10 protein-coding genes are annotated in these 13911 nt (G+C 43.3%); 5 read left to right on the top strand and 5 right to left on the bottom strand.

Annotated features, from left to right (window positions below; all coding sequences use genetic code 11):
- Positions 1-37: 37 nt before the first annotated feature.
- The gene (locus CXF83_RS05185; protein WP_101091570.1) at positions 38-2560 is read right to left on the bottom strand and encodes a PKD domain-containing protein; all 2523 of its coding nucleotides are present in this window, start codon (positions 2558-2560) and stop codon (positions 38-40) included.
- 690 nt (positions 2561-3250) lie between these two features.
- Between CXF83_RS05185 and CXF83_RS22475 the strand changes: the two genes are divergently transcribed.
- Positions 3251-3418, top strand: coding sequence for a hypothetical protein (locus tag CXF83_RS22475; RefSeq protein WP_157822919.1), 168 nt, complete (start codon positions 3251-3253; stop codon positions 3416-3418).
- A gap of 69 nt (positions 3419-3487) precedes the next feature.
- Here the strand turns inward: CXF83_RS22475 and CXF83_RS05190 are convergent, their stop codons facing one another.
- Complete coding sequence (locus CXF83_RS05190) at positions 3488-4564, bottom strand: hypothetical protein (protein WP_101091569.1); 1077 nt, start codon at positions 4562-4564, stop codon at positions 3488-3490.
- A gap of 516 nt (positions 4565-5080) precedes the next feature.
- On the opposite strand from CXF83_RS05190, the gene CXF83_RS05195 reads away from it, so the two are divergent.
- Positions 5081-7645, top strand: a complete 2565-nt coding sequence (locus CXF83_RS05195; protein WP_101091568.1) for a putative bifunctional diguanylate cyclase/phosphodiesterase — start codon at positions 5081-5083, stop codon at positions 7643-7645.
- A gap of 61 nt (positions 7646-7706) precedes the next feature.
- On the opposite strand, the gene CXF83_RS05200 is transcribed toward CXF83_RS05195, so the two are convergent.
- Positions 7707-8336 (bottom strand): pseudouridine synthase, encoded by a 630-nt coding sequence (locus CXF83_RS05200; protein ID WP_101091567.1) that lies wholly within the window; start codon positions 8334-8336, stop codon positions 7707-7709.
- A 467-nt stretch (positions 8337-8803) separates the two neighbouring features.
- On the opposite strand from CXF83_RS05200, the gene nagB reads away from it, so the two are divergent.
- From nagB to CXF83_RS05215, 3 genes are all read left to right on the top strand, one after another.
- On the top strand, positions 8804-9595 hold the full coding sequence (nagB, locus tag CXF83_RS05205) for a glucosamine-6-phosphate deaminase (protein WP_101091566.1): 792 nt from the start codon (positions 8804-8806) through the stop codon (positions 9593-9595).
- A gap of 241 nt (positions 9596-9836) precedes the next feature.
- Positions 9837-10373, top strand: a complete 537-nt coding sequence (locus CXF83_RS05210) for an SRPBCC family protein (protein WP_101091565.1) — start codon at positions 9837-9839, stop codon at positions 10371-10373.
- A 144-nt stretch (positions 10374-10517) separates the two neighbouring features.
- Positions 10518-11189 carry a nitroreductase family protein gene (locus tag CXF83_RS05215; protein WP_101091564.1) on the top strand — a complete coding sequence of 224 codons (672 nt, stop codon included), beginning with the start codon at positions 10518-10520 and terminating at the stop codon, positions 11187-11189.
- Between the two features lie 130 nt (positions 11190-11319).
- Here the strand turns inward: CXF83_RS05215 and hmpA are convergent, their stop codons facing one another.
- Together hmpA and CXF83_RS05225 are read right to left on the bottom strand one after the other, a co-directional pair.
- Complete coding sequence (hmpA, locus tag CXF83_RS05220) at positions 11320-12522, bottom strand: NO-inducible flavohemoprotein (protein ID WP_101091563.1); 1203 nt, start codon at positions 12520-12522, stop codon at positions 11320-11322.
- Between the two features lie 104 nt (positions 12523-12626).
- Complete coding sequence (locus CXF83_RS05225; RefSeq protein WP_101091562.1) at positions 12627-13883, bottom strand: NnrS family protein; 1257 nt, start codon at positions 13881-13883, stop codon at positions 12627-12629.
- Positions 13884-13911 lie beyond the last annotated feature (28 nt).

Here is a 13911-nt window from a genome sequence, read left to right on the forward strand (position 1 = left end):
AGGCTTAAAAGCTCAATGTTTGAAGCCTATTTTAAGTTTACTGCCCTTTTTTGAATGGCTGATAAAAATTAGTACGGTGATGCACAGCAATATCTTCTAGTGCTAATGGACCATCTTGCCAAGGATTACCATTGTCATAGAGAGACTCAAGCACGTAATAGCGATTACCATGTTGACCTAATAACTGCCAACTTCTGTACTGACGATAGAAGCAGTTACTATCGCTACGAGGATCGCAATTACTACTGGTTGGGTTACCATTTAACCATTCAAGTGAACGGTATAGAACCACTTGGTTGTTCTCCATATACCAATGCAGGGGCGTTGTTTTGTACAAAATGCTGCCATCTACAGAGGTTGCTTTTAGGTTCGCACTACCGTCGGCTAACAGCTCCCATTTGATCCCGTAACCCATTACATCATATTTGGGCTGACTGCTGCTAAAACCATGATCCCAGTTACCCACGAAATCACTGGCTTGCCAGCTCGATGCTGATAGTGTCGTCGCCATATTAGTGTACTGTACATTGATTTCGCCTTTTTCATACAGGGCAAATACCGATGCGCCACCTTTACGATCAGAGCGATCATCAAACAGCTTTAACCAGCGGATGCTGTAGTCGCTAAAGCTCATTGTTAACACGCCATCAGCATCGATAAGCCAAGTGAAATTAGCGTTATCTTCCAACACCGAACCGCTGCCATTATCATCGAACTGATAGGTCATTGCAGGTAATGTGTTTTGCAGACGATTTAATGCCAGCGCGCTATCAGAGTAGTGTTCAAAGACAATAGCTTGCCCCTGTAGATCTTTCTCTTGCCAAGCTTCTACGTCATCGATATTAAAGGCAGTGAAATACATCTCTTCATCGATGATTTCGTTGGCAACCTCAGCGCCATTATCTCTATCTACGCACACTCGATGACGCTTAAAGATTTCGACAGCTTGTTGCACACCTTTAAAGCGGCCTTTTATCATCTCAAAACGTTTACTTATTGGTGTATAGGTACAAGTGGCTGGATCTTGGATCCCTTCTATCCAATTAGACTGAACTTGGGTTGACCAAGATGAGGTATCAACTACAATGCCACTCCCATCAACCGACCAACTCGCTGTGGTGATTTCGTCAAGATTCTGTTGTGTGAAAAGGCCGTCCTCAGCAAACGTGTAGGATAAGTTAAATGGAAGCCCTAATCTAACGGTACCTGGTGCGCTGGCTAAGGTGGCGTAATAGGTTTTACCATTGGCTAAGAAGTCATTCGTCTTATTGCCAGTGTGTTGCTTTTGATGACTTAACAACGAATCAAACAGCGCTTTACCGGCATCATCGGCATAAATACCGCTTAAGTATTCCTGCAGCCCTACCATTCCATTGCTGGTGGGTACTGTTTGGTTTTGATCCGCGGCATAACTCAATGCTGTTGCTATCTCTAACAGCAACTCAGTGTCGATATTTTTATAACGTGCGGCTAGCACTTTTGCATCAACGCTTGCATCAGTAATAAAGTCGCTATTACCAAAAAGAGTGATTAAATACAGGTAGTCTGCGGTGGTTAAACTGTTGAGATCGGCCTGTACATTGCCGTTTATTGCTGCAGCCTGTTGCAGGGAAGCTACTTTTTGCACTGTCGCTTTATTGGATGTAGGCTCAGCTTGATTGATATTTTGCAGTAACTCGGCAATTAGACCTGTACGTACTAGTGGGTTTTGAGCCACATCGGCGCTTAATTTGTAGGAACCTTGTTTCTGTAATATATCGATATCAACAGGTAACACATAATTACCATCGGCATCGGTTGTGGTGACAAAACTCTGATCATTAAGGGTTAATGTAATACTGCTATCGCTAACGATAGCGCCATTGTTATTGGCATTACCTGAGAGCTCGATATTGTGGTGGGTATTGTTGAGAGTGAAATCAAGCAGTAACTCAGTGGTTTCACCACTGTCATCGGTGGCGACAAATTTAAGCTGCCCGGCTTCAGTCTGCGCAACCTTAGGCATTTTTATGGTGAGTGTGTCGCTCATTTCACCAGAAAGTACCGCTGCGCTGCCTAATACTTGCTGCCACTGTGTCGCAGCTATATCACCATCTTCATCCGCTACTGTGGCTGTAATAGTGTAAGTCTTGTCTTCATCAACTTGAGTAAGTGCTGCAATACTCACTGTTGGCGCTAAGTTGTTGAGCAATTGCACATCTACTGAGGTTGAAGCTGTCGCTCCGTCATTGTCAGTCACCGTAAGCTTGAATGTCACCGTTTGATCTGCGTCTACAGTGGGGATTGTTAGGCTTACACTGGCAGTATCGATATCGGCCATCTGTACCGCAATACCTGCCATTTGCTGCCATTGAAAGCTCGCTATACTGCCATCATTATCTGAAGCACTGGCGCTGATCGTCAGCGATAATCCTTCTTTGACTGTCAGTCCTTCAATAGGTGCTATTTGTGGTAATTGGTTCTGAGGAGTGGGTGCGGATTCATCTCCGCCGCCACCGCAAGCCGTTAAGGCTAATGTAAGAGGAAATACAGCCAAGGAAGTTAATATTTTTTGAGACATACGTTACCTTTATAATAATTTTTATTGGTAAACCTATTGCCTACATAAAGATTGGGTATTGCTTGAATTCCTTTTTAAGCACTTGCAATAAATATGCAGTGTCTTGAGGTTACTATGTGTAAATAACTGTAACGAATTTACATTTTTATAACTAAAAATCAATACTTCTTGATCTTATTTTTATTAAAAAAGAGATAATGACTCAATGACGTTATCGCTATAGTGATATCACCTACTATTGGCCATTAGACTGGTTAATAATTTATAGCCATGTAACCGTCTCATTTGAGATGACTACGCATAAATATCAGCAATAGCATTAGCCACTCCGAACCAATGTGTTTGCTTTACATTGTCATTGTGCATGATCCTTAAGCCCCATCGGCAACCCTGTCGTTTATTTTCCATCCGTGGGGGAATATTAAACGCTTCTCTGCACTTGCTAAGTCGTTATCTTGATTCCTCCAGTGCTGAGCTTGTTAGTCGACCATTAACCCCGCTGGGCTTGCTTATGCCAGTGAATAATATTGACTGGGGACAATATGGATCGCTATATTCGAAACTAAATTAGCCTTTCAGGCTATTGTTTTGCGGATGTGTAGTCGTTTATTCTTATTTTGTACCGCGTTATTCGACGCGATGAAATTGACTAGGCTAGATGTTTGCAGTTGGTCTTAATTAAGGATGATTATGAAAACTAAAATACTCGCATTACTGACAACATTATCTCTAGGTCTAGGACTTGTTGCTGCGGTGAATGCCAATCCAATGCAAGATGAGCAGCGCTACTGTGCAGCGAACCCAGTCGATTGCTACTGCGAGTATCGCGGTGGCGTTAAGTATTGTTTTATTAAGTAATTTAAGCGCTATCTAAACATAAAAACCAGCCACAAGGCTGGTTTTTATATTTAGGTCTTGAATGTTTTTTTAAAGCTTAGCGTCTTGTGCGGTGTTTGCAGTTTGCGTTTTTATTGCAGGTGTGAAAACTGGCGTGCTGCTGGATAATTGTTTCGCGGTCTTGGCGGCATAACGGGTTATTTTCTTGTGAATAGGTTTCTGCGCCAGCGTATCCAATACCTCTTTATAGCGGCCATTTTTACTGTTGCTGAGTACCTTGCACAGCCAAGCGAGAGAATCGGCAAAATGACCATCTTGGGTGCCTTGGTTATCCCAAATGTATTGCGCGATATGGTCGAGCGAAGCCTGATCAGTTAACGGTAACTTAATAGCTTCTCTTGCCGCTGCGCGTATTTGAGTGACATCGTTGCTGACAAGGCGAGATAACAGGTCGCGGTACTCTGCGGTAACAGCAGAAATGTCGGCATTAGTCTGTTTAGATTTAAGATCAACTATCCAGTGAGTGTCCTCATACCTCAGCTCCATAGAGCCAAAGTTGATATAGGACAGACGCAAATTCTGAAACGTTTGGCGGCCAATAAAGGGGCGACTATAGCTGCGAATATACTGGCCTACGCCATCAGGATTACCTAGTAGCGACAATACGACTTCTAAGGTGTCACCGGTTCTAATTCTTTCAAAATTATCTGCAGTGGCACGAATATGTTTGGGATTACTGGGGGCGATTTGTGCTGTATATTCAGCGGCAATAAATTGCGGCACCTCAGTATTATTAAGTGCTTTTATGGCGCTTTTAAAATAGCGTTTTATCTTGTTTGATTGGGCAAGTTTTAGTTGCTGGTTGAGTAATTGTTGATATCGACCATTTTTACTTTCCCCGATAGCTTTGGCTAACCAAGAGATAGTGTCGTCAAATTCTTTATCTTCTTTATCACCATTGTGATTCATAGACCAAATTGTAAATGCCGCTAAGTCCCACAGTTGAACATTATCGGGTAAATCATGGTGTAGTGCTTTTGCCCCTAATTTCACGTTTTGTAAGTTCTGGCTGGTGAGCAAGTTCGCGTAGATAGATTCTTTACTGTCAAAGCTAGCATGAGCCACAAAAGAGCATAGGGTTAAAAAGATAAAGAGGAGTTTTTTCATATTGTGAAGATCCATTTTTCGGCATCTTAAGTTGATGATGCCCTAAAGCTGTCCATTGTGAGTGCATAATGACCGCTTATTAGGCTGACTTCAATTGATCCATATTGATGTGGATGAGAGCTATCGCTTGCCCAGACTTAGCGGTACTTTTCTGTGAGACGTCATTGAGCTTGAGTGTTAACGGGTTAAGCTTGTTGTAGCTGCTTGAGCACTAGCATCGTCCTTATTGGTTACTTAAAGTTGAATATGGTGATGAAAAGCATATTAGTTATATTTAGATTTAACTATCAGTAACCTATCAGTAACCTATCAGTAACGTGGCGACGGTAAATTATACTCTTATGCCGAGTTAATAATCTTTCGTTTGTTTGAGGTTTAGGCCCCTTCAGACGAAATATTCTATTAATGTTAAATAAGTGATTTTTGGACTATAAATGTTTGCCCTTACAGGATATTGTGGCAGGTTATATGGTTATAGTGCGTTGGTTCGTTCGCATTAATTGGATGGAGTGTTGAATGATAGTGATAAATATCTCTACGACTCAGCAAGCACAGTGGCGGAAGTCCATTGACATGCTGGCACGCATTTCTTGTTGTGGAGTTGGCCTATTGAAGGTTAATCAAGATGACTGCCTAGAGCCTTTTACGGCGGTAGGCATTGATCGTGATAATTTAGAAAATCTCTGTCAAATCTGTGCTGCATCAGATCTCAATAACGCGTCTTCAACATCTTCTTTTTCAAACACTTCAACTAAAACCGCCCAACCCGCATCCAATGATAGCTTATTTGAATCGGGTTTAAGCTGTTGCGTGGCAATCCATTGGCCTTCTCAAGCACTCTTTGGTTACCTATGCCTTACTACACCGGCAAAGCAAAATACTCACTCGCTAAACAAAGCTGATTTAAGGCTACTACTAAAACAATGTGCTGATAGTTTTGAGCTTGATCTCTTGAGCATTTATCGCCATTACCGGAAAAGTATCCAGCGAGAAAATGATGCTGAAACAGCAGTAACAAAGGTCAGCTTGCAGCAGTTTATCGATACGATGAAAGAACATGTATGGATGAAAAATCCCCAAGGACGCTATGTAATTATTAACCATAGTGTCGAGGTCGCTTGGGATATGTCTCGTGCGCAGATCCTTAATCATACGGACGAAGAACTATTTAATCCTCAATTAGCAAAACAGTTTGTTGATGGCGATAAAGAATCGGTTACCAAAGGTGTACAGATTACGGCTGGAGAGTGCCAAGGTCTGGATATTGGTGATGTTGAATCATGGTTAGAAACGACCAAAGTGCCGATTGTGGCTGATACTGGAGAACTGACTGGCATCATTGGGATCTCGCGTAATATCTCGTCGCATAAGGCGGCGCAAGATCAGCTAGAACTTGCCGCTCGCGTATTCGAAAACTCTGTGGAAGGGGTGTTGATCACCGATGTTGGTGGCAATATTATCGACGCTCATGGTGCTTTTACTCATATTACTGGCTTTGATAAAAGTGAGTTAATCGGTCAAAATCCGAAGATGTTTAATTCTGGTCGTCACGATAAAGCATTTTTTAACAATCTATGGAAGTCACTGTTAAACACGGGCAAGTGGCACGGTGAAATATGGAATCGCCATAAAAATGGTGCGGTTTTTCCACAATTATTGACGATCAGTGCCGTGTACGGTGATGAACATCAAATCCGTTACTTCGTTGCTGTTTTTGCTGACTTATCGACACAGAAAAAAAACGAAGCGGAGTTGGTCCATTTAGCCTTTCATGACCCACTAACCAAACTACCTAATCGTATGGCGGTAACCTCTCGGTTAGAGCAAGAGATTAGACTGGCAAATAGAAGTGAATATCAGTTAGGCGTGGTTTACATCGACGTCGACCTATTTAAGCAGATCAATGATAGCTTTGGTCACCTTATGGGTGATGAGGTGTTGGTCAAATTAAGTCATCGTTTAAGCCTTGCTTTAGGCAGCTTAGCAACTGTTGCGCGGCTGGGGGGAGATGAGTTCGCGGTGATCCTCCCCAGTATTGAAAGTAGCGATATGCTTTCACTAAGGATCAGTACGCTACAACACGTTTTTGAACGGCCGTTTTTACTGGGTGACAATGCACCAGTGCGGTTGACGGCCAGTATGGGGGTGGCTATCTATCCCCAAGACGGTCGCGATTCGAGTACGCTCTTGGTTAATGCTGATGCTGCTATGCACAGGGCTAAACACGATGGTCGCAATAATTACGCCTTTTACACCGAATCTTTAACTTATGAGTCGGTAGCGCACCTTAAACTGCAAAGTGCGCTACATGATGCGCTGTCTCAAGACGCATTGTACTTGGTGTATCAACCGAAAGTTGATTGTCGCAGTCAGCAGCTAAGTGGCTTTGAAGCATTATTGCGTTGGGAAGATCCTGTATTAGGCAGAATATCTCCGGCTATATTTATTCCAGTCGCTGAAAAAATTGGTTTGATCCAAGAGATTGGCCGCTGGGTATTACAACAAGCTTGTGAGCAAGGTGTGAGATGGCTCGCTGAGGGCAAAGATTTTGTGCGCATTGCAGTCAACGTAGCAGCGCAACAATTGCAACGGCGTAATTTTGTCAACGAAGTTGCTGAAGTGCTCAAAGCCACAGGTTTACCGGCAAATAGATTAGAGCTTGAAGTGACCGAAAGCTGCATGATGACCGATCCTGAATCAGTCGGTCGCGATCTGGTTAAGCTCGGGAACATGGGGATTATGTTATCGATTGACGATTTTGGCACCGGATACTCGTCCCTCAATTACCTTAAAAAACTGCCTATCAATAAACTGAAAATAGACCAAAGCTTTGTGAGAGATATCCCTGATGATGTCCATAACACCGCCATCGCCAAAGCGGTTATTGCCTTGGGCCATTCACTTAACTTAAAAGTGATTGCTGAAGGGGTTGAGACCGTAGAACAAGCGCAGTTCTTAGCGGATTATGGTTGTGATGAAGCCCAAGGCTATTTATTCAGTAAGCCAAAGCTGGCGGCAGAACTTAATCACTTTTTCGTAAATGAGGGCTGTATTAACGACTCACCTAATGATGAGTGTTAACGGTTGATGATAAGCGATTAGTTGTAGCAGCCACTTATAAGTGACTAATTTAAGTGGCTAATTATAAATGATTAAGTACGGCGCTAAAATCTAGCAAGGGGATCACGTCGCCAGCTTGCATTGTCGCTATGTCTATATCACCAATTCTCACCCTCACCAGCCTCAGTGTGGCGAATCCTACCGCGGCAGTCATTTTTCTAATCTGGCGATTCTTACCTTCACATAATGTAATCGAGACCCAACTCGTTGGGCCGTGTCTTGGATCGCGGATCTTACGGCCCCGTAAAGGCAATTGCGGTTCCTCTGCTAACTTGAACGCTTTACAGGGTAGCGTTTGATACTTCTCTCCATTTACCCCAATTTCAACACCGTTTTGCAGCGCTAATATCGCGTTGGCAGATATATCGCCATCAAGCTGAACATAATACTCTTTTTCGACTTTCTTACTGCGGATCAAGTGGCTCATCATACCGTCGGTTGTCAGTAATAGTAGGCCTTCTGAGTCATGATCAAGTCGGCCGATAGCCATGGTTTTTTCGGGAAAACTAAATAGCTCACCCAGTAGCTTTTTGCTTTTACGTGTTTCAGGTAAAAATTGGCTTAAAAAACCGTATGGCTTAAATATTTTAAAGTGCTGAGCGCTATCAGCCGCTTCTTTCAACTCGATTTTGTCTAGCGTGCTTGAGGGCATTAATATCGCTCTTAGTTGGCTTTATTGGGTTAATCTGAACTTAAGGTGATTATACGTAAACTTTTATTCCCAAGCCAATTGACACTGCAAGATTCAGCGGGGATGACTCAAGCATGCCACTCCTGCTTTGGATTAACTTATGAGCGAGTCACCATGAGTTGAACAATGAGCTTTTAATTGAAAATCTTAAACGGTGCTGAATTGGCTCAATAGCTAATACAATGGGGATTTAATCGATTGATAATCTCTTCTACAATCAGAGAAGTTCATATTCAATTGTTGAGCAGTGGTCATTTAGTAATTGAAGCCACAATAGCTAATGACAGCGTTGTCATTTGAGGTTATAGTTATGTTACATATTTAGCTGGCAGTACGATAGCTAACCTAGAGTGAGTGTGTGATGCTCGATATAGGCGAGTGCAGATCGACTGGCGCTGCTAATTTCTCACTTTCATTGGATCAATTTTATGCAAATCGTAATATTAAAAGACAGTGCTGCGGTAGCGGCATATGGCGCAAATATTTTTATTAAACAACTGCACAAAAAATCAGACTCAGTGTTGGGATTAGCCACAGGTTCTACACCAGTATCCTTGTATCAGCAGTTAATCGAGGCGACTAAAGCGGGGCAAATATCATTCGCTCATACCACCACCTTTAACCTTGATGAATACTTAGGTCTTGCGGGTACGCACCCTCAAAGCTATCGCTACTTTATGAAGCAGCAACTATTTGATCATATTGATATTGATCAGACTAACACCCATGTTCCTCCTGGTGATGCGGCGAATCCTATAACCGCATGCCATGGCTATGAAGCACAGATAAGCGCTGCTGGTGGGGTGGATATCCAGCTATTGGGGATAGGCCGTAATGGCCATATCGGCTTTAATGAGCCGTCATCTGGTTTGATGTCGAGAACGCGGGTAAAGACGCTAACAAAAGCGACTATTGACGACAATGCTCGATTTTTTGAAGCCGATGAATACCAACCACATCTATCGATAACCATGGGGATTGGTACGATCATGGATGCCAAGAAAGTAGTCTTGTTGGCAACAGGCGCAAACAAAGCTGAAGCGATTAAAGCAACAGTCGAAGGGCCATTAACAGCCGCGTGCCCGGCTTCTGCGCTGCAGATGCACCAAGATGTGGTGTTGGTTATTGACGAAGCGGCCGCATCAAGTTTATCTGATTGTGACTTTTACAAACATATTGAAGCGGAAAATCAAAAGCTGATGGCAAGATTAGGCCTGTAGCTATCAGTAATCAATAACGTATAAAAAAGGACAAGCATTGCTTGTCCTTTTTTATGGCTAGCGTATCTCACCAACTCTATTTTCACTCTCTTCAAGTTTAGCTTGGCCTCTATGGCAAATTGATTGTCCTTTTTGACTGTTAAAGCCGCTTATAGCTGATGGTATAAAAACAATGAGTGATAACTTCTATTATGTTAAATATTTGTATACTCTAAATCTAAAGGAATTGGAGTAATAAATTATGCTGAAGAAAATTTTAATCGTGATTCTAGTGCTGATAGCATTGCCGTTTATCATCGCGCTATTTGTCCAAAAAGAGTATTCGGTTATCACGAATATAACGATCGATAAGCCTACTGCTGAAGTCTTTAATTATGTGAAGTATCTTAAAAATCAAGAAAACTTCAGTGTATGGGCACAGATGGATCCCAATATGACAAAGAGGTATCTCGGCACTGATGGAACTGTCGGTTTTGTGTCTCGATGGGAGAGCGATAATGAGGAGGTGGGTGTCGGTGAACAAGAGATTATGCGCATCGATGAAGGCAAGCGTATTGATTTTGAATTGCGGTTTTACTCCCCTTTTGAATCGACCGATTTGGCCTTTATGACCACCGAATCAACCAGCACAGATCAGACCTTAGTAAAATGGGGTTTTGATGGGCATTTAGATTATCCAATGAATTTGCTGTTTTTGTTTATGGATTTTGAAACCATGATTGGTAACGATTTGAATCAAGGGTTAGTACAGCTTAAGCAGGTACTTGAGGCAGAATAGTGCTTGCTGGAAAGGAGTCCAAGTATGGGTCTGTATTTGCAGGTTTAACATTATACGGAGATGGTCACTTCTAGCTAATTAACTAATTTGGATATGTTTACGTGCGGTTAAAGTAAGGCGTGTTACTTAAAGTGGGAAAATAACATGACAGAAGCTCATCATCCGTTAACGGATTTTATTGAATATTCAGAACAAGAGATGCTTGCTCGAGCAGATAAAAATTATGCAGAGGTGAAACGGCGTCATTCGATCCGCAAATTCTCTGATAGACCCATAGCTAAAGCTATTATCGAAAAGTGCATCTTGGCAGCGGGCACCGCGCCCAATGGTGCTAATCATCAACCATGGCATTTTGTGGCGATAAATAGTCCTGAGATTAAGGCGCAAATACGTCATGAGGCCGAAGCGTTAGAGCAGGCATTTTATGCGGGCAGAGCAGGGGAGGAGTGGTTAGATGCACTTAAACCGCTAGGTACCAATGCGGATAAACCTTACCTTGAACATGCACCTTGGTTAATCGCTATCTTCAGTAAAAAACGTACTGAAGAAGAGGGCGAGCAGAAGACCAATTACTACGTTCATGAATCCGTTGGCATCGCTACCGGTTTTTTGATCCAAGCACTGCATCATGCAGGCTTAGGCACTTTAACGCACACCCCAAAACCTATGTCATTTTTAAGCAAAGTGTGTGGCCGAGATAGTTCAAATGAACGACCTTATATGCTGATTGTTGCAGGGTATCCAAGCGAAGAGGCAACCGTGCCAGAACACGCACTGCAAAAGAAATCATTAGCAGATATCAGCGATTTCATCTAGGGACTGTAGAACTTTCACGGTTGTTTTTGCCGCAGTTTGGAGGGGCGGAGAGAGTCAGTTTAGGAAAAAATGGACGCTTAATCGCGTCCATTTTTGTTAATCGGAGGAGCAGGGCTTGCTATGCTCAGCGCTATAGCGAAGCGTGAGGACCGAAGACTTCATAGTGAATACGATCACTTTTTACGCCGAGCTCAAGCAGTTGTTGCTTGGCAAACTGCATAAAAGCAACGGGGCCACATAAGTAGTAATCGCCATTATCGATAGGCAATGAATCTCTAACTGTGGCAAAGTTCATAAAGCCCTGATGGATGTTGCTATCCGCCACAACTTCATTTGATTTAGTAATATCGCGGTACCAAGTGTGATGCTGTAGATCCAAACTTTTACCCAATGCTTCCACTCGTTGGTTAAATGAATGTTGCTCTACACCTTCGCAGGCATGCAGGTAAAACACGGGTTTTGCAAACGATTTAGAGGCCAACATCTCCAGCATAGATTGCATTGGAGTGACTCCGACACCAGCAGAAATCAGTACCACAGGAGCCTCTCGCTCTTCATAGTGGAAATCACCAGCGGGTGGGTAAATATCAACGCTATCGCCAACATGGATATGGTCATGCAGATAGTTAGAGACCACGCCAGGTACGCCTATTGCTTCACGCTTTACCGAAATACGGTATTGCTTGCCGTTTGGTTTATCTGATAATGAGTATTGACGCATCTCTTGGTAATCGTGGTTAATCGGTGCCACGCTAACGCCAAGATACTGACCTGATTCAAAATCAATAACCACTTCGCCATCCTCTGGGGCGAGCACAAAGCTGGTGACGAGTTCTGATTCAGACGTTTTCTCGATTACTTCAAATTTTCGAGCACCTTGCCAACCACCCACTTCAGTGGCACTTCTGTGGTAAAGCGTTGCTTCTCTATCAATGAAGATGCCCGCTAACACGCCATAAGCAGCGCCCCAAGCCTCTTCTACATCCGGTGTAAAGGCATCTGGCGCCAGTTCACGCAATGTTTCAAGTAGGTGATGGCCGACAATGGGGTAGTGTTCAGGTTGAATATTAAAACTGGTGTGCTTGTGGGCAATACGCTCTACCGCGCCGCTTAATGCGCCAAGGTTATCAATATTCTTTGCATAGGCTGCTACGGCATTAAAAAGTGCCGCGGGCTGTCCACCAGAGTGCTGATGGCTCATGTTGAAGATGTTTTTTAGCTCAGGATTATGGGCAAACATGCGCTTATAAAAGTGTTCGGTAATCGCTGTTCCTGCTGATTCTAATAATGGAACTGTACTTTTTACTATGCTGATATGTTTCTCAGATAACATCTAAATATCCTTAATAATTGTTCTTTATAAGTTGCTATGCGGGCTTAGCAACATAGGTAGGGTGTCATTTTAAACAGGTGTTTTTAACGTGTGTAAAACCAATTTTATTGTTGTCTCGCGCTCAACAGTATCGAGCTGTAGTGCCATAGGAATAGGCTAAAAGCGACTATCCAACAAAGTGCGCTAATGTCCCATGCGAGAATAGGTTGCTGCACCAAGGGTAAGATAACTCGCGCTAGTGCGCCGAGCAGTATGAGCATGAAAGCAATATTGATTGAAAAATGGGGTTTAAGAGCTCGGCCTGTATGCCCTAACGATACGCGAGCGATCATGGCTAAGATCATCGCACCAATGGTGCCAACAGTGATGAGGTGTAGTGCATCCGCAAAACGTAATAACTCGATATGATAGCTTAAGCCAAGTGCAATCAGACCCAGTGCCAATGCCAAGTAAGAGCCGTGTAACGACCAGAGTAGTGGCACTTTAAGCGTGGCGATACTGTTCCAATTAAGCAGACGAAGTAAGTGCAATACACCGGCTAAAATGAGCAGTGGTGCTGGGGTGAAAGGCAGCTGAATAAAGTAACCCGTAAAAAATACCGTCACGCCTAACAAGGTGGCAATAGGGATTAACTTGTCGAGTAAAGGTGTCGTTTTAACGTTGGCGTTATCAGCGCCTCGACCGGTAAAAAAAGGAATAACGCGCCCGCCAATAATGCCGACTAACAAACCGAACAGTAAAATAGCACTACGCGAAAGGTGTAACGCCAACTCTGTATGGCCATTAATATCCGCCAGTAAAAAGCCGATATTGAGCGCCATCATAGCGAGAAGTAACGGAATAAATTGGTAGTTGCGGTTGCTACTGGATTTGATAACCATGCTCGCGATATAGGCAATAGAGACTAGCCACCAAGTTGCTTGCAATGCGACCGCAAGCATAAGCAGGTTCGGGTCTGCTGACCATATCAATACTCTTACTGCCAGCCATATCAATGTCAGCATCATTAATGGCAAGCCATTTATACTGCGGCGATTAGTCCAAGTCTGGGCTGCTGTAAGCAAAAAGGCTACGGCAATCGTCGCCCCAAAACCAAAGAGCATTTCATGAATATGCCATATCACCGGGCTAAGTCCCGCAGTGGCGAGACCGAGAAATTGTCCGTGAAGAAACAATATCCAAACAGTGATACTGACCACTGACGACAGCGCCGCCGCTAGAAACCAAGGTCTAAAGGCCAGATCCCATAACGGCTGGCTGGCAAGTTTTGTCAATTTTGGTCCGGGTTCAATTGCTATCATTTCCACTTCTCCGCTTGAAGACAGCACCTGTTTGGTCTTAGGTTCATTAATCGTTTGCATTAGTTTAATAGGTTTCCGTTTAAGCTTG

Origin of the sequence: Shewanella sp. Choline-02u-19 (assembly GCF_002836205.1) — a bacterium.
Taxonomy (GTDB): domain Bacteria; phylum Pseudomonadota; class Gammaproteobacteria; order Enterobacterales; family Shewanellaceae; genus Shewanella.